General features: G+C 71.1%; 21 protein-coding genes. 12 read left to right on the top strand and 9 right to left on the bottom strand.

Annotation, left to right across the window (positions count from 1 at the left end; all coding sequences use genetic code 11):
- Window positions 1-48: 48 nt before the first annotated feature.
- The 3 genes from FB471_RS03865 to FB471_RS03855 all read right to left on the bottom strand — a co-directional run bounded on the left by FB471_RS03865 (window position 49) and on the right by FB471_RS03855 (window position 3,278).
- Window positions 49-1,410 carry a PQQ-dependent sugar dehydrogenase gene (locus tag FB471_RS03865; protein ID WP_170220695.1) on the bottom strand — a complete coding sequence of 454 codons (1,362 nt, stop codon included), beginning with the start codon at window positions 1,408-1,410 and terminating at the stop codon, window positions 49-51.
- A 69-nt stretch (window positions 1,411-1,479) separates the two neighbouring features.
- Window positions 1,480-2,355 (bottom strand): carbohydrate kinase family protein, encoded by an 876-nt coding sequence (locus tag FB471_RS03860; protein ID WP_141995959.1) that lies wholly within the window; start codon window positions 2,353-2,355, stop codon window positions 1,480-1,482.
- Window positions 2,352-3,278, bottom strand: a complete 927-nt coding sequence (locus tag FB471_RS03855) for a pseudouridine-5'-phosphate glycosidase (RefSeq protein WP_141995958.1) — start codon at window positions 3,276-3,278, stop codon at window positions 2,352-2,354. Before FB471_RS03855 ends, FB471_RS03860 begins: the two co-directional genes overlap by 4 nt.
- 70 nt (window positions 3,279-3,348) lie before the next feature.
- Between FB471_RS03855 and FB471_RS03850 the strand changes: the two genes are divergently transcribed.
- A complete protein-coding gene (locus FB471_RS03850) occupies window positions 3,349-3,597 on the top strand; it encodes a DUF3039 domain-containing protein (protein ID WP_141995957.1) in 249 nt (82 codons plus the stop codon).
- Window positions 3,598-3,615: 18 nt separating this feature from the next.
- On the opposite strand, the gene FB471_RS03845 is transcribed toward FB471_RS03850, so the two are convergent.
- Window positions 3,616-4,845, bottom strand: coding sequence for a YihY/virulence factor BrkB family protein (locus FB471_RS03845; RefSeq protein WP_141995956.1), 1,230 nt, complete (start codon window positions 4,843-4,845; stop codon window positions 3,616-3,618).
- 209 nt (window positions 4,846-5,054) lie between these two features.
- On the opposite strand from FB471_RS03845, the gene FB471_RS03840 reads away from it, so the two are divergent.
- The 5 genes from FB471_RS03840 (at window position 5,055) to FB471_RS03820 (ending at window position 11,932) form a co-directional block, all read left to right on the top strand.
- Window positions 5,055-6,848, top strand: a complete 1,794-nt coding sequence (locus tag FB471_RS03840; RefSeq protein WP_246076232.1) for a DEAD/DEAH box helicase — start codon at window positions 5,055-5,057, stop codon at window positions 6,846-6,848.
- Between the two features lie 319 nt (window positions 6,849-7,167).
- Window positions 7,168-8,301: a sugar ABC transporter substrate-binding protein gene (locus tag FB471_RS03835; protein WP_141995954.1), complete on the top strand. Its 1,134-nt coding sequence runs from the start codon at window positions 7,168-7,170 to the stop codon at window positions 8,299-8,301.
- Between the two features lie 168 nt (window positions 8,302-8,469).
- Complete coding sequence (locus FB471_RS03830; protein ID WP_141995953.1) at window positions 8,470-9,243, top strand: ATP-binding cassette domain-containing protein; 774 nt, start codon at window positions 8,470-8,472, stop codon at window positions 9,241-9,243.
- A gap of 76 nt (window positions 9,244-9,319) precedes the next feature.
- Window positions 9,320-10,738: a sugar ABC transporter permease gene (locus tag FB471_RS03825; protein WP_246076231.1), complete on the top strand. Its 1,419-nt coding sequence runs from the start codon at window positions 9,320-9,322 to the stop codon at window positions 10,736-10,738.
- A gap of 24 nt (window positions 10,739-10,762) precedes the next feature.
- Window positions 10,763-11,932, top strand: coding sequence for an ROK family transcriptional regulator (locus FB471_RS03820; RefSeq protein ID WP_170220694.1), 1,170 nt, complete (start codon window positions 10,763-10,765; stop codon window positions 11,930-11,932).
- 58 nt (window positions 11,933-11,990) lie between these two features.
- Here the strand turns inward: FB471_RS03820 and FB471_RS03815 are convergent, their stop codons facing one another.
- The gene (locus tag FB471_RS03815) at window positions 11,991-12,170 is read right to left on the bottom strand and encodes a DUF7455 domain-containing protein (RefSeq protein ID WP_141995952.1); all 180 of its coding nucleotides are present in this window, start codon (window positions 12,168-12,170) and stop codon (window positions 11,991-11,993) included.
- Window positions 12,171-12,511: 341 nt separating this feature from the next.
- Here FB471_RS03815 and FB471_RS03810 point away from each other — a divergent pair, with 341 nt between their 5' ends.
- Genes FB471_RS03810 through FB471_RS03800 form a run of 3 tightly spaced genes read left to right on the top strand, consistent with a single transcriptional unit; the run spans window position 12,512 to window position 15,497 of the window.
- A complete protein-coding gene (locus FB471_RS03810; RefSeq protein ID WP_142001565.1) occupies window positions 12,512-13,321 on the top strand; it encodes an EamA family transporter in 810 nt (269 codons plus the stop codon).
- A 13-nt stretch (window positions 13,322-13,334) separates the two neighbouring features.
- Window positions 13,335-14,690 carry a type I glutamate--ammonia ligase gene (locus FB471_RS03805; RefSeq protein WP_141995951.1) on the top strand — a complete coding sequence of 452 codons (1,356 nt, stop codon included), beginning with the start codon at window positions 13,335-13,337 and terminating at the stop codon, window positions 14,688-14,690.
- A complete protein-coding gene (locus tag FB471_RS03800; protein WP_141995950.1) occupies window positions 14,691-15,497 on the top strand; it encodes a DUF6885 family protein in 807 nt (268 codons plus the stop codon).
- A 4-nt stretch (window positions 15,498-15,501) separates the two neighbouring features.
- Here FB471_RS03800 and FB471_RS03795 read toward each other — a convergent pair whose 3' ends face one another.
- Genes FB471_RS03795 through FB471_RS03785 form a run of 3 tightly spaced genes read right to left on the bottom strand, consistent with a single transcriptional unit; the run spans window position 15,502 to window position 18,818 of the window.
- A complete protein-coding gene (locus FB471_RS03795) occupies window positions 15,502-16,920 on the bottom strand; it encodes an amino acid permease (protein WP_141995949.1) in 1,419 nt (472 codons plus the stop codon).
- Between the two features lie 30 nt (window positions 16,921-16,950).
- Window positions 16,951-17,598 (bottom strand): response regulator, encoded by a 648-nt coding sequence (locus FB471_RS03790; protein ID WP_141995948.1) that lies wholly within the window; start codon window positions 17,596-17,598, stop codon window positions 16,951-16,953.
- Complete coding sequence (locus FB471_RS03785) at window positions 17,595-18,818, bottom strand: sensor histidine kinase (protein WP_246076230.1); 1,224 nt, start codon at window positions 18,816-18,818, stop codon at window positions 17,595-17,597. The genes FB471_RS03790 and FB471_RS03785 overlap by 4 nt, the downstream gene beginning before the upstream one ends.
- A gap of 111 nt (window positions 18,819-18,929) precedes the next feature.
- On the opposite strand from FB471_RS03785, the gene FB471_RS03780 reads away from it, so the two are divergent.
- Together FB471_RS03780 and FB471_RS03775 are read left to right on the top strand one after the other, a co-directional pair.
- Window positions 18,930-19,517, top strand: a complete 588-nt coding sequence (locus tag FB471_RS03780) for a hypothetical protein (RefSeq protein WP_141995947.1) — start codon at window positions 18,930-18,932, stop codon at window positions 19,515-19,517.
- A 5-nt stretch (window positions 19,518-19,522) separates the two neighbouring features.
- Window positions 19,523-19,723: a hypothetical protein gene (locus FB471_RS03775; RefSeq protein ID WP_246076668.1), complete on the top strand. Its 201-nt coding sequence runs from the start codon at window positions 19,523-19,525 to the stop codon at window positions 19,721-19,723.
- 30 nt (window positions 19,724-19,753) lie between these two features.
- Here the strand turns inward: FB471_RS03775 and FB471_RS03770 are convergent, their stop codons facing one another.
- Window positions 19,754-20,107 carry a hypothetical protein gene (locus tag FB471_RS03770; RefSeq protein WP_141995945.1) on the bottom strand — a complete coding sequence of 118 codons (354 nt, stop codon included), beginning with the start codon at window positions 20,105-20,107 and terminating at the stop codon, window positions 19,754-19,756.
- 353 nt (window positions 20,108-20,460) lie between these two features.
- Between FB471_RS03770 and FB471_RS03765 the strand changes: the two genes are divergently transcribed.
- Complete coding sequence (locus FB471_RS03765) at window positions 20,461-21,339, top strand: NsdA family TPR-like regulatory protein (RefSeq protein WP_141995944.1); 879 nt, start codon at window positions 20,461-20,463, stop codon at window positions 21,337-21,339.
- Window positions 21,340-21,357: the final 18 nt, after the last annotated feature.

Below are 21,357 nucleotides of genomic sequence, written 5' to 3'. Positions count from 1 at the left end.
CGTTCCGGGCGAGGAACGCGCGGAACGGTCACCCGTGGCGGGTGGACCTCAGCAGGCGCCTGCGTCGCGCCAGGTCGCCCAGGAACCGGGTGCTCCCGGCTCGGAGCCGGTGGAGTACCAGGTGGACTCCCACCTGCGCCCGTCGTGCGAGACCACGTCGCCGGGCGCGTAGGCGGTGCTGGCGTTCCATGCCTCGGCGTCGCAGCCGGAGGAGCCGCCCTCGAAGGAGACCCGGTGCAGCTGGCCGGACCGGTCGGTGGCCAGGTAGAGCTCACCGGCCTGGTCGGTGCCGAACGTGGAGACCCGCTGGGGGAAGGTGCCGATCTCGGCGCTGGTGTGGCTGCCGTCGGCGTTCTCCCGGACCGCCCGTGCGGTACCCGAGCAGTAGTCGGTGCTGACGTAGGTGCCCTCGACCAGGTCGGCGAACTGCTCACCCCGGTACACGTAGCCGCCGATCACCGTGCAGTTCCCCGCGGTCCCGGTGGGGTAGGTGAGCACCGGCGCGGTGTAGTCGGCATTGGGATCGCAGCGTCCCTGGTTGAACACCTCGTTCCCCTCCATGCAGGACCAGCCGAAATTCGTCCCGCCGGTGCCGGCGCCGATGTGGTTGACCTCCTCCCAGGAGGTCTGCCCCACGTCGCCGATCCACAGCGAGCCGTCGGCGGAGTCGAAGGAGAACCGCCAGGGGTTGCGCAGGCCGTATGCCCAGATCTCCGCGCGGGCGCCCTGCGTCCCGACGAACGGGTTGTCCTCCGGGACGCAGTACGGCTGGCCCCCACAGGCCCGGCTCACGTCGATCCGCACCATCTTGCCCAGCAGGGTGCCCAGGTCCTGCGCGGCGTCGAAGGGGTCGCCGGCCCCGCCGCCGTCGCCGAGGCTCCAGTACAGGTAACCGTCCGAGCCGAACGCCAGGTCACCGCCGTTGTGGTTGCTGAACCTCGCGTGCTCCTGGGCCAGCAGCACCTCCCCGGCGCCGCTGCCGAGGTCGAACCTGGACAGCGTGACCGCGTTGTCCGACGCCCTCGTGTAGGCCAGGTACACGTGCTGGCTGGACGCGAAGTCCGGCGCCGGGGTGATGGCCAGCAGGCCACGTTCGTTGGCGCCGTCGTTCACCCGGTCGGTGATGTCCAGCACCGGCTCGGTGGCGAGGCCGGTTTCGGGATGGAACTCCCGGATCCGACCGGGTTTCTCGACGATCAGCAGGCGCTCGCTGCCGTCGTCCAGCGCGGTGATGGCGGTGGGACGTTCCAGCCCGGAGGCCACTTCCGTGGTGGCGACGCGCACGTCCTCCAGCGGCGGCACACCGCGGTCGCGGTTCTGGTCGCCCGTGGCGGGGGAAGCGAGGGCAGGGAACGCCGCGGACAGCATTGCGATGACGGTGATCGGGACAGCCAGATGACGTCGCGACATGTCAGCTCCAAACACCCGAGAGTGGTATGGACCAACTCAAGCAGCTCCGGCGTTCGAACGATAGGTACGTCAGTAGGTGACCAGTTGCGCACCGAGGTGGGTGATGGTGCGGGCGGCGAGCCGGGTGCCGGAGCGCAGGATGCCGCCGGGGGAGTGGCCGCGCAGCCAGGCGGTGAGCACCCCGGCGTCGAAGGCGTCCCCCGCACCGGTGCTGTCCACGCAGTCCACGGGTTCGGCCGCGACGGTGGTCATCCCGCCACGGTCCACCCAGGCCGCCCCGTGCTCGCCGGAGGTGACGGCCACGGCGCCCACCGTGCCGAGCAGCGTCGCGGCCGAGGCCGGATCGGGACTGCCGGTGAGCGCGGCGAGCTCGCCTGCGTTGGGCAGTAGCAGATCCACCCCATGGATGTCGGCAAGGAACGCGCCGGCATCGGTGAGCAGTGCCGCGGCCTGCGGGTCGACCGAGGTGGACATCCCGGCGGACCGGGCGGCGGCGAGCGCGGCGAGCCCCGCCGGGCGGGAGGACTCCTCGAGCAGGACGTAACCGGAAAGGTGCACGTGCGCGGCCCCGCCGGGGAGGCCCGCCTCGACGTCCTCGGGGCGGAGCCGGGCTGCCGCTCCCCGGTCGGCCAGCATGCTGCGCTGGCCCTCGGTGTCCAGCAGCACCACCACGCAGCAGGTGGCGGTCTCGGGGTCCACCGCGAACGCGCAGTCCACCCCGGCCGCCGCCAGTTCGGCCCGGACGAGCCGGCCACCCGCGTCCGCGCCGATCCTGGCCACCAGCGTCGGTTCGGCACCGCAGGCACGCAGCGTGCGCGCGGTGTTCGCCCCGGCACCGCCACAGGCCAACCTGGCGCCGGCGCGCACGTCGCCGCCCGGCACGATGCCGCCTTCCGGCCGGGCGAGCAGGTCCACGCCCGCATCGCCCACCACGACGACCCTCATCGCGGGCACAGCGTCGTCGCGACCTCGGCCGCCAGCCGCGCGTTGGCCAGCACCAGCGCCTCGTTGGCGTCCAGGCTGGCGCCTCCGCTGGCGTTGTGGAAGTGCTCGAGCAGCACCGGCGTGACGTCCGAACCGCGTACCCCCTCGGCCCGCAGCCGCGCCATGCCCTCCGCGAGCAACCGGTCGTGCAGCTCGCGGTCGAGCTCGTACTCTGCGGGCACCGGGTTGGCCAGCAGCATGCCGGAGCCCGCGTGCCTGCGGTGCGCGGTGACGGCGGCGGCGACCGCGCCGGGGTCGTCCACCCGCTGGGACACCGGCAGCCCGGTGGACCGGCGGTAGAACCCGGGGAAGTGCTCGGTGCGGTACCCCAGTACCGGCACCGAGTGGGTCTCCAGCACTTCCAGGGTGGCCGCGATGTCCAGGACCGACTTCACCCCCGAGCACACCACCAGGGTCGGGACGGCGGCCAGCGTGCCGAGATCGGCCGAGACGTCCCAGCTCACCGGCTCGCCGGGCAGCGGCAGATGCACGCCACCGAGCCCGCCGGTGCCGAACACGCCGATGCCGGCGGCGTGCGCGAGGGCAGAGGTGGCGGAGATGGTCGTCGCCCCGGACCGCCCGAGTCCGATCGTCGGGCCGAGATCGCGCCGGGCCAGCTTGGCCAGCCCCGCGCCGGGATCGCAGACCCGTTCCAGCCGCGGTCGGTCGAGGCCGATGTGGGCCACACCGTCCAGGACCGCGATGGTGGCCGGGGTGGCTCCGGCCTCCCGGGCCGTGCGTTCCAGTCGCAACCCGACCTCGAGGTTGCGGCCCGCGGGCAGGCCGTGCGCCAGCAGGGTGCTCTCCAGCGCGACCACCCCGCGCCCCTCCGCGAGGGCGTCCGCGACCTCGGACGACACGTTCAGGTGGGATGTACTCGTCATGCGCGCTCATCCTGCCGTACAGCGGGCGGTGCGCTTCGTCCCGCGGGGGCCGGTCAGGCATGATGGAGGGGTGAGTACGCAGACCTTGCCCGACGTCGACACCCGCCCCGAGGGCACCGAAAGCACCGACGACGACGCGCCGAAGATGTTCCACTACGTGCGCAAGAACAAGATCGCGGAGAGCGCGATCATGGGCTCGCACGTGGTGGCGCTGTGCGGTGAGGTCTTCCCGGTGACGAAGTCCGCCAAGCCCGGTTCGCCGGTGTGCCCCGAGTGCAAGCGGATCTTCGAGAACCTGCCACCCGGCGGCGAGGAGTAACCCCGGGCGGGCTCACCGCTACCGCTCGGTGCGCTGGGCCGCTTGCTCGCCGGCAGGCGCGTCGCCGCCGGCGGGCTCAGCCCTGCCCTGCTCACCGGTGTCCTCGGTGTCCCCCGTGTCCTTTCCTGCTGCGTCCGGCTGCTCGTGCTCCTCGGTCTGCTCGGCCTGCTCGGCCTGCTCGGCTTGCTCGGTCCGCGGCGGCCTGCGCAGCGGCATGGTCGTGCGTTCCCAGAGCTTGCGGCCTTCCGCGGACCGGATCCGCTCGTTCGCCCGTTCCAGCTCCAGCCTGCGCCACTTGCGCCGTTGCCGCCGGGTCATCCTGGCCGGCCACAGCTCCTGGATCGCGCTGTTGAAGTAGGCACCGCTGACGATCGCCATCCCGATGAAGAAGGTGAACAGCAGGAACGCGATCGGGGTGGCCAGCGCGCCGTAGGTGTAGCCGGTGGTGGTGATCCAGGAGATGTAGATGCGCAGGCCGACACTGGACAGCAGGAAGATCACCATGGCCAGCACGGCGCCCGGCAGTCCCCGATGCCAGGGCAGCTTGCGAGGCAGTGCGAGCTTGTACAGGGTGGCCAGCGCGAGCACGATCAGTACCGCGAGGGTGGGGTAGTACAGCGTGCTCACCCAGTAGGCGACGGTGGACTGCCATTCCGGCGGGAAGAACTCGGTGAGCAGGTCGGGGCCGATCGCGATCACCGGCAGCCCGATCACCACCAGTATCAACCCGACCAGGTACAGCAGCAGGGCGAAGATCCGTTGCCATACGTCGTTGCGCACACCGTACTGGCCGTGGGCCACGGTGATCGCGTCCACGAACGAGGCCATCGCCGAGGAACCGGCCCACAGGGAGATCAGGAAGCCGACCGAGACGATCTCGCCCTTCCCCTTGTTCAGGATGTCGGCGACCGTCGGCTCGATGATCTGGTTGACCACGCTGCCGCTGAAGATCTTCTCGCAGAAGGCGATGATCTTGTCGTTCACCGCCTGCACGACCTCGGGGCCGAACCAGTCGCCCATGAAGCCCACGCTGCCGAGCAGGCCGAGCAGCAGCGGCGGCAGGGACAGCGTCTGCCAGAACGCGGCCTCGGCCGACTCGGAGAAGATCGCGCCGTCCCACGCCTTGCTCAGCGTGCGGCGGAGCAGGCGCAGCGGACCCTTCCTGCCGCCCCCGTGCTGGGCCGCAGGTCGCCCTTCGTCGCCGTTCGTGGCCTCGGATCCCGCTCCGCTCATCGCGCCATCAAGCATGGTCCATCGCGGCGCGTTCGGCTCGCCGGGTCCCGACCGGCGTGTCCTGGCGCCCCTGCCGGGCCCGCGTGCCGTGACCGGACCCGTGGCGAGGCGCCAGGTAGGCTCGTACCGCTGCCCTCACCGCGGCACCGGCAGGGAGGCCGGACCGCCCGGGTGGGGGCGTTCGCATGTTGTCACGTATGCCCGCGAGAGGAGTTGGACCTTCCGTGTCGGACACGGCCCAACAGAATCCGACGCCGGCAGCTGATGCGCAGCGCGGGTTCGCCGCACCCCAGCCCGAACACGACGCCACCGCACGCCCGCTGCGCGCGTGGCAGCGCCGTGCGCTCACCAGGTACCTGACGACCAAGCCCAAGGACTTCCTCGCGGTCGCCACCCCGGGGGCCGGTAAGACGGTCTTCGGCCTGCGGATCGCCGCCGAGCTGATCTCCGACCGCACCATCGAGGCGGTCACCATCGTGACCCCGACCGAGCATCTGAAGCACCAGTGGGCGATCGCGGCCGCCGGCGCCGGGATCGCGATCGACTCCAACTTCCGCAACACCACCGGGGTCACCTCCTCGGACTTCCAGGGCGTCGCGGTGACCTACGCCCAGGTGGCGGCGCACCCGACCCTGCACAGGGTGCGGACCGAGAACCGCAAGACGCTGGTCATCCTGGACGAGATCCACCACGGCGGGGACGCGAAGTCCTGGGGGGACGCGATCCGGGAGGCGTTCACCCCCGCGGTGCGCAGGCTGGCGCTGACCGGGACGCCGTTCCGCAGCGACGACTCGCCGATCCCGTTCGTCACCTACGAGCCGGAGGGCTCCGGCGGCGCGATGCGCAGCAAGGCCGATCACACCTACGGCTACGCCGACGCGCTGGCCGACGGTGTGGTCCGGCCGGTGGTCTTCCTCGCCTACTCGGGCGAGGCGTCCTGGCGGACGAGCGCGGGGGAGGAGTTCACCGCCCGGCTCGGTGAGCCGCTGACCGCGGAGCAGAACGCCCGCGCCTGGCGCACGGCGCTGGATCCCGGCGGGGAGTGGATCCCCTCGGTGTTGCAGGCCGCGGACACCCGGCTGAGCCAGGTGCGGGCCGGTGGTGTGCCCGACGCCGGCGGGCTGGTGATCGCCTCGGACCAGGACTCCGCGCGGGCCTACGCCAAGCTGCTCGCCCGGATCTGTGGTGAGCAACCGGTGGTGGTGCTCTCCGACGATCCGGGTGCGACCAAGCGGATCGGCCAGTTCGCCGACTCGAACGAGCGGTGGCTGGTCGCGGTGCGGATGGTGTCCGAGGGCGTGGACGTCCCCCGGCTGGCCGTCGGGGTCTACGCCACCAGCGCCTCCACCCCGCTGTTCTTCGCGCAGGCGATCGGCCGGTTCGTGCGTGCCCGGCGCGAGGGCGAGACGGCGAGCGTGTTCCTGCCGAGCGTGCCGGTGCTGCTGGAGCTGGCCAGCGAGCTGGAGGCCGAGCGGGACCACGTGCTCGGCAAGCCGCACCGGGAGAAGGACGGCTGGGACGACGAGCTGCTGGTCGCGGCGAACCGTACCGAGGACGAGCCCGGCGAGGAGGAGAAGGCGTACACCTCGCTGGGCGCCTCGGCCGAGCTGGACCAGGTGATCTACGACGGGAACTCCTTCGGCACCGCCGTGTTCTCCGGCAGCGAGGAGGAGCAGGAGTACCTCGGGTTGCCCGGGCTGCTGGAGCCGGACCAGGTGCGGGCGCTGCTGCGCAAGCGGCAGGAGGAGCAGCTGGCCGACGAGAAGCGGCGCAAACCGGCCAAGGACGGCAAGGACACCGCGAGCGAGCGGCCCGAGACCAGGCCGCAGAGCGTGCGGGAGCGTATCGCCGCCCTGCGCAAGGAGCTGAACGCGCTGGTGGGGATGTACCACCACCGGACCAACAAGCCGCACGGCGCGATCCACAACGAGCTGCGCAGGGTCTGCGGCGGGCCGCCGATCGCGATGGCCAGCGTGGAGCAGCTCGAGGAGCGCATCGCCATGTTGCGTTCCTGGTGATCCCGGAGGGTTATTCAGAACGACCCAGCGACCGCGGGCCGCCAGGCCCATGGTCACCGCGGCGCGCAGCGCCACCGTGTGGGTGGTGGTGGGCGACGGGCGGGAGGTCGTTGCGGGTCACTGCAGTGGTGACGCACGCTACGGACCTGAATAACCCGACATTTGAATAAGACACCGGGTTGTTCCCCAGCCGTTCGTTGCCAAAATGTGTCTTCCCTCGCGGTGTGTCTCCGCATATGTTGTCGCCCACAACATATGCGCGATGGGGCGCCGGGTCGGTCCGGACCGTCGCGCGGCGGCATGGGAAGGAAGACCACGGATGCGTACACGAGGCCGGACAAGACCGCTTGCCCTCGCCGCGGCGACCATGGGAGTGGCGCTCACCCTGGCGGCCTGCGGTGCCAACACCGCGGCTCCCGAAGCCGAGCAGAGCGCGCCCGCGGAGTCCGGCGACGCCGACGGCATCGTCGGGGTGATCCTCCCGGAGACCTCCACCTCCGCCCGCTGGGAGGGCTTCGACAAGCCGATGCTGGAGAAGGCGTTGCGTGCCGAGGGCTTCGAACCGGACGTGCAGAACGCGCAGGGTGACGTGCAGAAGTTCAGCACCCTGGCCGACGGCATGATCGCCAAGGGGGTGAAGGTACTGGTCATCGCCGCGATCAACAGTGAGGTCGGCAGCGCGGTGGCGACCAAGGCGCAGAACGCGGGCATCCCCACCATCGACTACGACCGCCTCAACCTCGGCGGCAGCTCCGACTACTACGTCTCCTTCGACAACGTGAAGGTCGGCGAGTTGCAGGGGCAGGGCCTGGCCCAGGCACTCGAGGGGCAGCAGGGCGCCGAGGTGATCGAGATCGAGGGCGCGCCGACCGACAACAACGCCTCGCTGTTCTACGAGGGCCAGCAGAACGTGCTCGGCCCGCTGTACGAGTCCGGCGAGCTGACGCTGGTGCAGAGCCAGCGCATCGACGACTGGGACAACCAGAAGGGCGGCGTCACCTTCGAGCAGATCCTCACCAGCAACGGCGGCGCGGTGGGCGGCGTGGTGGCCGCCAACGACGGGCTGGCGGGTGCGGTGATCACCGTGTTGAAGAAGAACGGCCTCGCCGGGCGGGTCCCGGTGACCGGTCAGGACGCCACCCCGGCCGGGCTGAAGGCGATCCTGCGTGGCGACCAGCACATGACGGTGTTCAAGCCGATCCAGGAGGAGGCCGACGCCACTGCCGAGCTGGCCGCGGCGCTGGCCAAGGGCGACAAGGCCGCCGCGGACGCGATCGCCTCGGATGTCAGCGAGGATCCGGAAGGCGGCCGGGAGGTCAAGTCGGTGCTGCTCGAGCCCCAGCTGATCACCAAGGACGACGTGAAGAAGGTGGTCGACGCGGGCTACGTCCCGGCATCCGAGGTGTGCACCGGCGATCTGCGGGCGACCTGTACCGAGCTCGGCATTTCCTGAGTGACCGTGTTCCTGAACAGGACCTGACCACGTGAGACGAGTGGAAGAACCCGCGCAGTCGCTCGTGTCGCGCGTTCGGGAACAGGCACTGACCAGCGGCCTGCCGGGGCGGGGCGCGTCCCCCGCACCTCCCGCTCCCCGCCCCGGCCTCCAGCGAAAGAACCCACCATGACCGATCCCATCCTGCAACTGACCGCGCTGAACAAGAGTTTCGGCCCCGTCCACGTCCTGCACGACGTGGACTTCGCCGTGCGTGCCGGCGAGGTCACCGCGCTGGTCGGCGACAACGGTGCCGGCAAGTCCACCCTGATCAAATGCATCGCCGGGATCCACGGCGCGGACTCCGGCACGGTGACCTTCCGCGACGAGCCGGTGCACATCCGCGGCCCGAAGGACGCGGCCGGGCTCGGCATCGAGGTCGTATACCAGGATCTCGCGCTGGCCGACAACCTCGACATCGTGCAGAACATGTTCCTCGGCAGGGAACGGGGCAGCCGCTGGTTGCTGGACGAGGCGAGCATGGAGCGGGCGGCGCGGGAGACTCTCGCCTCGCTGTCGGTGCGCACGGTCAAGTCGGTGCGCACGCCGGTCTCGGCGCTCTCCGGCGGGCAGCGGCAGACGGTGGCGATCGCCAAGTCGGTGTTGTGGGACAGCAAGGTCGTGCTGCTGGACGAGCCCACCGCCGCACTGGGCGTCGCGCAGACCCGGCAGGTGCTCGACCTGGTGCGCAGGCTCGCCGAGCAGGGCCTCGGGGTGGTGCTGATCAGCCACAACATGGCCGACGTCTTCGAGGTGTCCGACCGGATCGCCGTGCTGTACCTGGGCCGGATGGTGGCCCAGGTACCGGTCAAGGAGGTCACCCACGGCCAGGTCGTCGAACTGATCACCGCGGGCCGGTCGGGGGAGCTCGGCCTGGCCCGCCCCGAGTCCGCACTCCTGTGAAGGCTACTCAGGCGGACCTGAACAACCCGACCGTGGAACACGACACCGTAGAACCTGAGCCCGAGAAGAGCCGATCGTGCCTGATACCCAGACCAAGTCCGGCAACGCCGCCATCACCGACTTCGGCATCGACACCACGGCGATGTCGAACTCCGAGGCGATCAGGGACTACTTCACCAGGCTGCGCGGAGGGCAGCTCGGCTCGTTGCCCGCGCTGCTCGGGCTGCTGGCGCTGGTGGTCGTCTTCGCCAGCCTCTCCGATGTCTTCCTCTCCCTGAACAACATCGCCAACCTGCTCGCACAGGGCGCGGGCCAGACCCTCATCGCGATGGGGATCGTGTTCGTGCTGCTGGTCGGCGAGATCGACCTCTCCGCGGGCACCGCATCCGGGGTCGCGGGTGCCGTGCTGGCGATGCATTTCGTGGAGCAGGGCAACCTGCTCGGCGGCATGGGAACCGGTGTGTTCATCCTGTTCCTCGCCGCGCTGGGGCTGGCGGTGCTGCTCGCGCTGCTGCTGCGGATCTGGGCAGGCGCCGCGATGTCCACGCTGGCCATCGTGATCGCCCTGTCCGGGATGGCGGCCAACCCGTGGATCGAGATGCTGCTCGCGGTGTGCGTGGGTACCGCGATCGGCTGCATCACCGGCTTCCTGGTCGCCAAGATCGGGATGCCGTCCTTCGTGGTGACCCTGGCCCTGTTCCTCGCGTGGCAGGGCGTGATCCTGCAGTTCATCGGGGAGGGCGGGGTGCTGGGCATCAGCTCCTCCCCGGTGCTGAACCAGGTGGCCAACGGCAACCTGTCCATCGCGGGGAGCTGGTTGCTGTTCGTGGTGGCCGCCGGCGGGTTCGCCGGGGCCACCCTGGGCAGGCACTTCTCCCGGCTGCGGCGCGGGCTGGTCACCCAGCCGACCGCGCTGGTACTGGCCAGGGTGGTCGGGATCGCCGCGCTCGGTGCCGTGGCCACCTACCTTCTCACCATCAACCGGTCGCCGAACCCGAGCATCGTGATCTCCGGGGTGCCGTACGTGGTCCCGATCGTGCTGGTGCTGCTGACGATCGGCACCTACGTGCTGAACCGCACCCGGTACGGGCGGCACATCTACGCGGTCGGCGGCAACCGGGAGGCGGCGCGCCGGGCGGGGATCGACGTGACCAAGATCCGGGCCAGCGTGTTCATGGTCTGCTCCTCGGTGGCCGCGGTCGGCGCCATCGTCTACTCCTCCAAGGTCGGCTCGGTGGACCCGCAGGCGGGCGGGCTGAACACCTTGCTGTTCGCGGTCGGCGCGGCGGTGATCGGCGGGACCTCGCTGTTCGGCGGCCGGGGCAGGGTGTTCGACGCGGTGATCGGCGGCACGGTCCTCGCCGTGGTCGCCAACGGGCTCGGCCTGCTCAAACAGCATGCCGCGGTGGTGTCCATCGTCACCGGACTCGTGCTGCTGCTGGCCGCCACGGTGGACGCGCTGTCCCGCAAGCGCGCGACCGTCGCGGCTCGCTGAGCGTGATGGTGGGACACTCACGTTGTGACCAGCACATCCGTGGCGCGGCCGGACGAGGTGCGTCGGTACAACCGCACGACCCTGTTGCGGGTGCTGCACGTCGGCGGCCCGCTGACCAGGGCGGCACTGGCGACGGAGCTCGGCCTCAACCGCAGCACCATCAAGGCACTGGTGGACGGCCTCGCGGAGGCCGGGATGGTGGAGGAGCGCGTGCCGCGACCCGGCCGCGGTGCCGGGCGGCCCTCGTTGCTGGTGCTGCCGCAGCCGCAGGCGGCCGTGGTGCTCGCGGTGGACGTCCAGGTGGAGCACGTGGCGATCGCGCTGGTCGGGCTCGGCGGGCAGATCCTCGGCCGGAACAGCTGGAACCTGCACGGCCGGACCCGCGAGCCGGACGAGGTGATCACCCACATCCTGGAGTCCACCGCGGTACTGGCCGGCGACCTCGGCGTACGACCGATGGCCGCGGGGATCTCGGTGCCCGGGGTGGTGCGCCGCTCCGACGGCCTCGTTCGCGAGGCCCCGAATCTGCGCTGGAGCGATGTCACCCTCGGTGACCGGCTGGGCGCGGTGTTGCGGATCCCGGTACTGGTGGGCAACGACGCGGAGCTGGGCGCGCTGGCCGAGCACCTGCGCGGTGCGGCCCGTGGCGCCGCGGACGCGGTGTACGTCTCGGCCGATGTCGGGGTCGGCGGGGGAGTGGTCGCCCAGGGATCCTCGCTGCGCGGTGCCGCGGGCTACGTCGGTGAGATAGGACACATGGTGATCCGGCCCGGTGGTCGCGGTTGCTACTGCGGCAACCAGGGCTGCTGGGAGACCGAGGTCGGCGAGGCCGCCCTGTGCCGCGCCCTGGGCCTTGCCGAGGACAGCTCGCGGGGCGCGCTCGTGGTGGAGCTGCGCAAGCTGGCCGAGGACCCCACGGCGGCACTGGAGCGGCTCGGTGAGTTCGCCGAGTGGTTGACCCTGGGCCTGGTGAACGTGGTCAACCTGCTCGGCCCGGAACTGGTGGTGCTGGGTGACCTGTTCACCGCGTTGCCGGACACCCTTGTCGACTGGGTCGGGGAGCAGGTGCGGCAGCGCAGCCTGGTCAGCCGCGCGGTCGGCGGGGTCCGGGTGGAGCCTTCGGCCCTCGGCGTGGACGTGAAGCTGCTCGGCGCCGCCGAGGTGGCCTTCGAGGGTGTACTGGACACCGTGTGAAGCGGAAGGCGGGGACCCGCCCGGGTCCCCGCCTTCCGCCGGTACCTGCTGAGCGTGCTCAGCGCTGGAGGTCGGCCTCCTGCTCCTTCAGCTTGGACTCGTACTCACGGCCGTGGTGGCCGCAGAACAGCAGCTCACCGCCGGTACGAAGGATGGCGCGTACCTGTGCCGCGGCGCCGCACCGGTCGCAACGGTCTGCAGCGGTCAGTTCGGGGCGGGTGAGCGTAGGTGAAGTCATGGGAGTCTCCCTCCGTCCCGGCATCGGGTCCGATGCCATCTTTCCAGCCGCGACCACTCCCGGTCCTGTCTCCGGCGCCCGTGTCGGCCCCGGCTCCGCGGTGCTCGCTGGCTCTACTCTTGCAGACGTTTTGTGGCTCGCAAGTGTTCCCGCGCCTGTGGGAGGTGTGTCACGACGAATTACCCCGGATGCCGTAGATCGAATCCTGGTATGCGGGACACCGCTCCCGGTTCCTGGTGTTTTCCCCGGTCAGGCACGATGCAGGGGTGGGTGTTGTCTCGCGTTCGTGGCGGCTGGGGACCATTCCGGCGCCCGCCTTGTTCGTTCTCAGCGGAATCTCGATGTACCTCGGTGCGGCCATGGCGGTCTGGCTCTTCGGCGTCGCCACCCCCGCCGGGGTCGCCTGGCTGCGTTGCCTCGGCGCCGCGGTGGTGCTGCTGGCATGGCGGCGGCCGGGCCGGGCCGCATGGCGCGGGCGGGCCCTCCTGCTGGCCGGCGCGTTCGGCCTGGTCACCGCCGGGATGAACGTGGTGTTCTACGAGGCCATCGCGCGCCTGCCGCTGGGCACGGCGGTGGCGCTGGAGTTCGTCGGCCCGGTGGTGGTCGCCGCGTTCGGCTCGCGCGGGCCACGCGATCTCGCCGCACTCGCGCTGGTGGCCGCCGGCGTGTTCTGCATCGCGGATGTCCAGCTCGCCGGCAGCCCCGCAGGGGTGGCTTTCGCGCTCGCCGCGGCCGCGGCCTGGGCCGGGTACATCCTGCTCGGCCGGCGGGTCGCGCTGGGCGGCGGTGGGATCGACAGCCTCGCCGTCGGGTTCGCGCTCGCCACCGTGGTGCTGTGCCCGCTGGCGCTCGGCACCGGCGGGGTGTGGGGATCACCACGACTGCTGTTGCTCGGGATCGGCGTCGGCGTGCTGTCCACCGTGGTGCCGTACGCGCTGGACCAGTTGGTGCTGCGGCGGGTGGGGCAGGCCCGGTTCGCCCTGCTGCTCGCGCTGTTGCCGGTGACCGCCACGGTGACCGGGTTGGTCGTACTGCGCCAGGTACCCACCCCGCTGGAGGCGATCGGCACCCTGGGGGTGGTGGCCGGGGTGGCGTTGCGTTCCGGGAAGGCCAAACCGGGCAAAGTGGATGACCTGCCGGAACCACCCTGAGTAGGATGCCCGGATGACCAAGGCGGCGTCCGCGGCTGCGAAGGACCTCGCCGCTGCCGGAGTGAGCGGCGTGCACCTGGCGTGGGCGGACAACAACGGCATCCCGCGCTCGCGGATCGTCCCGATCGGCGGGCTCGCCGACGCCGCGGCCAGGGGCGTGGGGGTCACCTCGCTGTTCGCCGTATTCGACAGCCATGACGTGATCACCTATGACCAGCCGGTGCTGCCGACCCCCTCCGGTGATGTCCGGCTGGTTCCGGTGGTGGAGCGGTTGCGCAGGCTGTCCGGGCAGCGTGCGCTGGCCTGGGCGCCGGGGCGGCAGTTGGCGGCGGACGGGTCGCCGTGGCCGTACTGCCAGCGTGCCGTGCTGGAGCGTCAGGTCGAGGCCGCGGCGCGGCGGGGCCTGACGCTGCTCGCCGGCTACGAGCTGGAGTTCGCCGTGGCACCCGCCGGTAGCGCGGACGTCGAGTCCGCACCCGGGCACGGCGGGCCCGCGTACAGCCCGCACGCGCTGGTGCCGCTGGACGACTTCATCGCCGCGCTGCTGCACGATCTGGACGCCAACGGGCTACGGATCGGCCAGGTGCACGCCGAGTACGGGCTGGCGCAGGTCGAACTGACCCTGGCCGCCACCGACCCGGTGTCCGCGGCGGACGACCAGCTACTGGCCAGGCAGACCATCCATGCCGCCGCGCACGCGCACGGGCTGCGGGTCAGCTTCGCGCCGCTGGTCGCGCCGCGGGCCGCGGGCAACGGCTGGCACCTGCACACCTCGATCTGGCGCGGCGGCGACAACCTGCTGTCCGGCACCGGCGAGCGACCCGGCCCGGAGGGTGCGGCCTATCTCGCCGGGTTGCTGCGCGAACTGCCCGCGGTGGCCGCGGTCACCGCGCCGAGCGTGCCCTCCGGACTGCGGTTGCGGCCCGGGTACTTCGCCGGCGCCTACGCGTTCTGGGGAGTGGAGAACCGGGAGGCGCCGCTGCGCTACGTGCCCGGTTCCGAGCTGCTCGGCCCTGGGCACGCCAATGTGGAGCTCAAGCCTTCCGACGCCTCGGCGAACCCGTACCTGGCGCTGGCCGTGGTGCTCGCCGCCGGGACGGCCGGCATCGAGCAGGGGCTGACACCCCCGGAACCGATCGCGCAGGACCCCGGCACCTGGACCGCGCGGGAGCGGTCCGCGCGAGGGATCGAGCGGCTGCCGGCGTCCCCCGCGGAGCAGGATGCCGCACTGCGGGGCTCGGCCGTGGTGCCCGAGGTCCTCGGCGCCGACCTGCTCGCCGCGTTCCGGGCGGTGCGGGCCTCGGACGCCGCCTGGGCGGCAGGCAAGGAGGCCGCGGAGATCGTGCACGCGCACCTGTGGCGGTACTGAGTGTCCTTACTGGACGAGGTGCGCTGGTTCCCGCACGCGCCGCGGCTGCTGGTGCAGGCGCGCGCGGAAATGCCGCAGAAGGACGGTTTGTGCGGTGGTTTCGTGGCACTCGCCGCGTTGCGCGCCGCCGGGTTCACGGTGCCCGACCAGGAGGAGGCCGCGCTGGCGGCGGGTTCCGTGCTGCTCGAGGGCGACGTTTCGGCCGACTCCGGCCGGCCGGAGACCGAGTCCGGCCGGGCCGACTTCCGGCTGGCCCTGCCTGCCACCAGGGACCCGGCCGCTGCCGGTACCTCGGCCGCCGGGGTCGCGCGGGCGGTCGAGCGACTTTCCGCCGGCCGGTTGGCCGTGGTCCCGGCCAGCGGGGGCTGGGAGGTCGACGCCGTCGAGCACCTGCTGCGTGGGCTCTACCGGCTGGACCGGGTCGCGGTGCTGGCCAACGTGGCCACCGGGCTGTTCGGCGCGCAGGACACGCCGGAGCGGGCACTGGAGGACTACCTGCACACCGGGATGCCTCCACTGTGGATGTCCCGGTGGCGGGTGGGTCATTTCGTCGTCCTCGGTGGGATGCTGGTCGGCTCCGAGGGCACCTTGGTGTCCGTTGTGGACACCTATCCCTCGCTGGGTGACCGCGGGGTGCACCTGCAGCCGGTGGAGCACCTCGCGGCGGCGCTGCGGCGGGAAGGCGCGGCGCCCGGCGGGGTGCTGCTGGTGCTGCCCGCCGAGCAGGCGGCCGTGGCGCGCCGGATCGTCACCGGTGCCTGGCTGCGACCCGACCTCTGGGACAACGGCAGCCCGCCACCCGGGTGAGCACTCACCGCCCGGTCCGGCGGCCGTAGTAGATCACCAGGCCGAGCGCGAGCCACCCGGCGAAGGCGAGCCAGGTCAGCAGGTTCAGGTTGAGCATCAGGTACAGGCAGGCGAGCGCGGCGAGGATCGGGACGGCGGGGGAGAACGGGACCCGGAACGGGCGTCGCAGGTCCGGCCTGCGCCTGCGGAGCACCGGAACGGCCACCGCGACCACGATCATCGCGGCGAGTGCGCCGATACTCACCAGGTCGGCGAGCGCGGCGATCGGGACGAAGGCGGCCAGCAGGGCGATGACGGCGCCCGCGAGGAAGGTCATCCGGTGTGGCGTTCCCCACCGTGGATGGACCGTGCCCAGGCGTCGCGGCAGCAGGCCGTCCCTGCCCATGGCGAACCCGATCCTGCCGAGGGTCACCAGTTCCACCAGCATGACCGAGGTGAGGCTGGCCACCACCCCGAGCGAGATCAGCGCGCCGATCCAGTGCATGCCGACCGACTGGAAGGCGGCGGCCAGCGGGGCGCTCTCGTCGATGTTCACGTACGGCACCATCCCGGTCAGCACCAGGGAGACGCCGAGGTAGAGCAGTGCGCAGACGGCCAGCGCACCCAGGATGCCGATCTTGAGGTCACGGGAGGGCTTCCTGGTCTCCTCGCCGAGATTGGCCAGTGCCTCGAACCCGGTGTAGGCGAAGAAGACGATCGCGGCCGCGGTGAGCATGCCGGCGAAGCCGTAGACCGACTGCTGCACGCCGAGCAACGCCTGCGCCACCGGTTGTTGCAGCCCGGTCGCGCCGGTGCCGGCCGGCTGCGCGGGCGGGACGAACGGGCTGAGGTTCGCCGGGTCGACGAAGAACACCCCGACCAGCAGGATCAGCCCGCACACCCCGACCTTGACCAGCACCAGCACATTCGTGACCAGTGCCGACTGGCGGATGCCGAGCGCGGCGACCGCGGTGAGCACCGCGATGATCAGCACCGCCCCGAGGTTCACCGTGGCCTGTTCCCCGAACAGGTCGGGCGGCAGGCCCATCAGGTTCGCCAGGTAGCCGGACCAGCCCCGGGACACCACGGCGGCGCCCAGGGCGAACTCCAGTAGCAGGTCCCAGCCGACCAGCCAGGCGAACACCTCACCGAGGGTGGCGAAGGCGTAGGTGTAGGCGCTGCCCGCGGTCGGCATGCCCGAGGCCAGCTCGGCGTAGCACAGCGCGGTGAGCCCGGCCACCACGGCGCCGATCGCGAAGGATAGGGTCACCGACGGCCCGGCGTGCAGTTTGGCCTGCACCCCGGCCAGGGTGAAGATGCCGGTGCCGATGATGATGCCGATCCCGGCGCCGACCAGGTCCCTTGCCCGGAGCCGGCGGTTCAGGCGGCTGTCGCGATGATGCGCGAGGACGTCGTCGACATTCAGTGTTCGCAGCACGCCCATCGCGCAGCAGGGTATCCGATCGGGCGAGGGTCATCCGGCGGACTGGTGCTCCTTCGCCAGGATGGCCGCCTGGACCCTGGACCGCAGCCCGAGCTTGGTGAGTACCCGGGACACGTGGGTCTTCACCGTGGTCTCGCCGATGAACAGCTTGCCGGCGATCTGCGCGTTGGAAAGGCCCTCACCGAGGCAGACGAACACCTCGCGCTCGCGTTCGGTCAACTCATCCATACCGTCCGGCTCGGTCGCGGTCCGCGGGGCGCTGGCCGCGAAGGCGTCGATCAGGGTGCGGGTGACCTGCGGGGCCAGCACGCCCTCGCCCGCGGCGACCAGGCGCACGGACTCGACCAGCCGCGCCGAGTCCACCGACTTGAGCAGGAACCCGGCCGCCCCCGCCCGCAGCGCCGCGTAGACGTACTCGTCGAGGTCGAAGGTGGTGAGCACGAGCACGGCGCAGGTGCCGGCGCCGGCGAGTTCCCTGGTGGCCGCGATGCCGTCCACCCCGGGCATCCGCACGTCCATCAGCACCACGTCCGGCCGCAGCGCCCTGGCCTGCCGGATCGCGGCCGCGCCGTCGGCGGCTTCGCCCACCACCTCGACGCCCTCGGCGTGGTTCAGGATCATCGCCAAACCCGCTCGGACGGCACCGTGGTCGTCGGCGACGAGTACCCGGATGGTCATCGGCTCGCCCGCTCCGTCCTGCCGTCGGGTATCGGGAGGACCACCGACACCTGCCAGCCGCGCCCGCCGGGACCCGCGCTGAACGAGCCGCCGATGGCCTGAGCCCGCTCGCGCATGTTGAGCAACCCGGTCCCGGTGCCCTCGGCCGCGCGCGCCTGGCCGAGTTCGTTGGTGACTTCCACGTGCACCCGCCCCTCGTGCTGGCGGACGGCGAGGGTGGCCGTACCTCCCGGTGCGTGCTTGACGGCGTTGGTCAGTGCCTCCTGCGCGATACGGTACGCCGTCAGGTCCACCGCCGTCGGTAACGCGCTGCTCGTGTCGAGCCGGATGTCCACCTCCACCTCCATGCCACTCGCCCGGGCCGATTCGACCAGTTTGGACAGTTCACTCAGCCGGGCGGGTGCCGTCCGTTCGGTTCCGTCGTCGTCCGCCCTCAGCAGGCCGATCATCGCGCGCATCTCCGCCAGCGCGTCCACGCTGTTGCCGCGCACCGACTCGAGCACGGTGTGCATCAGCCCGGAACGTTCGTCGGCCGTGGCCATGGACAGCGCGGCCTCCGACTGGATCGCGATGGCGGACAGCTGCCCCGCGATGATGTCGTGCAGGTCTCGGGCCATCCTGGACCGTTCACTCGCGACGGCGGCTTCCCGGTCCAGCTCGGCTATTCTGGCCAGCTGCGCGGCGTTGGCGCGTTCGGAATCGGCGATGTCCCGCTGTTGCCGCACATTCGCGGCCCACCACACCGGAGTGATCAGGAAGGGCAGGCAGGCGAAGGCCGCCAGCACGCCGAGCCGCCAGTCCGGCGCCAGGATCAGGGAGGCGGCGGTCGCGCTGAGTGTCCCGATCGCGGCGACCGGGATCATCGCCCGGCTCAACCGGGTGGAGCCGTAGAGCGTGGCGGCGTAGACCAGGTCGGAGAACGCGACCAGGGGCGGCGCGGCCAGGCCGAGCAGCGCCATGTCCGCGGCCAGCAGCATGGTGCCGAGACCCAGCGCCAGCCCGGGCGCCCGCCGCCGCAGGAGCTGCGTCGAGCACAGCAGACCGTACACCGCGATACGCAGCCAGAACGGTGCGTCCGCGGGGTTGCCGAACAGCTCGTAGAGCCCGGCGAGGTACAACACGCTGCCGCAGAGGAAGGTGAAGCAGGCGATCACCACGTCCTGCTGGTACGGCGGCAGCCGGTTCAGCCGGAACCGGGACAGCTTCGTGGACGGCCGCACGGCACCATCTCAGCACATCCTGCACGGACGGGACGTCCTACGAACTGATGACGGTCGGCTCCTGCCCGCGGCCGACGCGCGCGCGAGGCTCGCGGTCGCACGCTTGGTGCCGTGGACAACCTGAAGGACTTCCTCGCCGAGAACCCGCTCGCCGCGGTGATCGCCGCCGGCGAGGTCGGGTTCTGGGTCCTCATCGTCGGCGGCCTCGTCGCGAGGTACGTGCTGCGGTTGCGCCGAACCGGGCTCGTGCTGCTCGCCGCGACACCGCTGGTCGATGTCGGTGTGCTGGTCGCGACCATGATCGATGTGGGGAACGGTGCGCGGGCGAACGGGGTGCACGGCCTCGCCGCCGCGTACCTCGGCTTCAGCGTCGTGTTCGGACCGAGCATGGTGCGCTGGGCCGACGCCCGCTTCGCGCACCGTTTCGCCGACGGCCCGCCGCCGCCGAAACGCCCGAAGCGGGGCCCGAGCCGGACCCGGTACGAATGGCGTGAATGGGGCAAGTGCGTGCTGGCCTGTGCGATCACGGCGTCCGTACTGCTGGTGCTGATCTTCGTCGTCGGTACTCCCGAGCGGACCACCCCGCTGTGGTCCGCCTGGCTGCCCCAGCTCGGCCTGGTCACCGGCATCTGGTTCGTCGTGGGCCCGCTGTGGCAGGTGCTGACACCGGCCGGGGAGAAGGGGATGGTGGAATCGTGATCGGGATGCTCGGAATCCTGCTGATCGTGCAGGGCGTCGGCGGGTTCATCAACCGCGTCGCGCAGAGCGGATCGACATCCTGGTTCGTGCAACTGCACCTGCTGCCTTCGACCCTGCACATCCCGGCCAGCGTGGTCATGGCGCTGCTGGGCATCGCACTGGTCGTTTCGAGCTCCCGCCGGAAGAGCGGAGCGGGCAACGGCTGACCGGCCGAACGGCGTGCCGGTCACGCGAAGCTACGCATCTCGAGGCAGCCACAGCTTGCCCGGCGCCGAGCCCCGTACCAATCGGGGAGCGCCCGGCGTACCGGGAGCCGGCAGGGTCAGCAGCCCGTCGACCACCTCGACCAGTCCGCCTTCGCGCTGCCACACCACTCCGTCGGCGCTGCTGCGCAGCGCGGCGGCATCGGTGACATAGCGGACCAGCAGGGCGTCGGCACTGCCCGTGCCCGGCCAGGCGCGTACGCCACGCACCTCGACCAGCTCACCGTCGGGATCGGTGTGCGGCAGGAACATCCATCCCGCGTCGCGTAACTCCATGAGGCGCCGTAGCTCGGGATACGCAGCCAGCGCCTGCTCGGTCGCATTCATCGGTCCGACCTCCGCAACGGTGCCCGGCAGGCTCGCGTGGAGCCCGTCGGTAGCTGGGCGGGTCGGCGTCTACGGCGTCGCAGCCGTGAGCGGAGCAAAGCTGCTGAGATGGAGCGCTTCCACCACGAACGGGCGACCACTGTCGCTAATGGAACCAACGCGAGCGGGGCCAGCAGAATGAGGAGTACAAGCGGTGAGCCGATCATGATGATGAGCGTCGGGCCCTTCACTGGCTGTGGGGAGGCCATCCAGCGGGGCTGCCAGGGGCTGTTTGGGGAAGCTTGGGGCAGATCGCTGCGATGAATGACACTTAGCGTCAGTGCGACTACGCTGCGCACAACACCGGAGGGACCATGTCGAAACCAAATCGTCTGTTGCGCGCCGCGCGTGAGCGCCTGCCATCTCCAACTGTGCCTAATGACCACGCCAGCCGCGCCGAGGTAGCCGAACAAGTGAATGCCTGGCTCTGGGAGACAACAGGCCGCCGCTACCAACTGGATGCGCACTACTTGGCGAAACTGGAACGTGGAGTGGTGCGCCGGCCGGGCGCGCCCTACCGGGCTGGGCTGCGACACGTGCTCGGTGCCGTGCATGACGCAGACCTGGGTTTTACTCCGCCTGGGCGTGCCGAGACGGGTGCACGGGTCACCGACGCGGCGGCAAGCCGAGCGCCCGCATCGTGGGAGTTCGGGGGCCTCATCGAGCGTGTCACTGCGATGACCGAGCATGATCTGATGCCGCCCAATCGCCGCACGTTTCTCACTGGCACTGGCATGTTGGCCGGAGCTGCGCTCACCGCTGAACTCCGGCCGCTGCTCTGGCCAGTCGCTCCCGCTGTCGGTTCGCGTGTAGGCCAGCCGTTCACGTCACCCGAACTGGACGCCGTCGCCCATCTCGTCCACGCACTGCGGTCCTGGCATTCGAGTACCGGCGCGCTATCGCGTCCCGCTGTCGTCGCCCAACTCGGCGTGCACACTCGTCGGTTGGGCGAGGCCCCGCAGAACACGCCCGAAACGCTTCGTGCGTTCCGGCTCGGCGCTGAACTGGCCGAGATCGCCGCATCGATGGCGTGGGACGCCGCTGAACACGTTCAGGCTCAGCGTTACTACGTCATCGCCGTCCAACTCGCCCATGCGGCGGGCGACAACGCGCTTACCGCCATAGCGCTCGCCGCGCTGGCCCGCCAGTGTTACGACCTGGAGCGCCCGGTCGATGGACTTGAGATGGTGTGAGGTTCACCCCGAATGGTG

The organism is Amycolatopsis cihanbeyliensis (assembly GCF_006715045.1).
GTDB lineage: Bacteria > Actinomycetota > Actinomycetes > Mycobacteriales > Pseudonocardiaceae > Amycolatopsis > Amycolatopsis cihanbeyliensis.
This window is presented reverse-complemented; position numbering and strand designations above follow the sequence as displayed.

What these genes read in the sequence shown, in the direction of transcription:
- FB471_RS03865 (WP_170220695.1), bottom strand. Translation starts at nt 1,410, where the DNA reads ATGTCGCGACGTCATCTGGCTGTCCCGATCACCGTCATCGCAATGCTG.
- FB471_RS03860 (WP_141995959.1), bottom strand. Translation starts at nt 2,355, where the DNA reads ATGAGGGTCGTCGTGGTGGGCGATGCGGGCGTGGACCTGCTCGCCCGG.
- FB471_RS03855 (WP_141995958.1), bottom strand. Translation starts at nt 3,278, where the DNA reads ATGACGAGTACATCCCACCTGAACGTGTCGTCCGAGGTCGCGGACGCC.
- FB471_RS03845 (WP_141995956.1), bottom strand. Translation starts at nt 4,845, where the DNA reads ATGCTTGATGGCGCGATGAGCGGAGCGGGATCCGAGGCCACGAACGGC.
- FB471_RS03835 (WP_141995954.1), top strand. Translation starts at nt 7,168, where the DNA reads ATGCGTACACGAGGCCGGACAAGACCGCTTGCCCTCGCCGCGGCGACC.
- FB471_RS03830 (WP_141995953.1), top strand. Translation starts at nt 8,470, where the DNA reads ATGACCGATCCCATCCTGCAACTGACCGCGCTGAACAAGAGTTTCGGC.
- FB471_RS03815 (WP_141995952.1), bottom strand. Translation starts at nt 12,170, where the DNA reads ATGACTTCACCTACGCTCACCCGCCCCGAACTGACCGCTGCAGACCGT.
- FB471_RS03810 (WP_142001565.1), top strand. Translation starts at nt 12,512, where the DNA reads ATGTACCTCGGTGCGGCCATGGCGGTCTGGCTCTTCGGCGTCGCCACC.
- FB471_RS03805 (WP_141995951.1), top strand. Translation starts at nt 13,335, where the DNA reads ATGACCAAGGCGGCGTCCGCGGCTGCGAAGGACCTCGCCGCTGCCGGA.
- FB471_RS03795 (WP_141995949.1), bottom strand. Translation starts at nt 16,920, where the DNA reads ATGGGCGTGCTGCGAACACTGAATGTCGACGACGTCCTCGCGCATCAT.
- FB471_RS03790 (WP_141995948.1), bottom strand. Translation starts at nt 17,598, where the DNA reads ATGACCATCCGGGTACTCGTCGCCGACGACCACGGTGCCGTCCGAGCG.
- FB471_RS03775 (WP_246076668.1), top strand. Translation starts at nt 19,523, where the DNA reads ATGCTCGGAATCCTGCTGATCGTGCAGGGCGTCGGCGGGTTCATCAAC.
- FB471_RS03770 (WP_141995945.1), bottom strand. Translation starts at nt 20,107, where the DNA reads ATGAATGCGACCGAGCAGGCGCTGGCTGCGTATCCCGAGCTACGGCGC.
- FB471_RS03765 (WP_141995944.1), top strand. Translation starts at nt 20,461, where the DNA reads ATGTCGAAACCAAATCGTCTGTTGCGCGCCGCGCGTGAGCGCCTGCCA.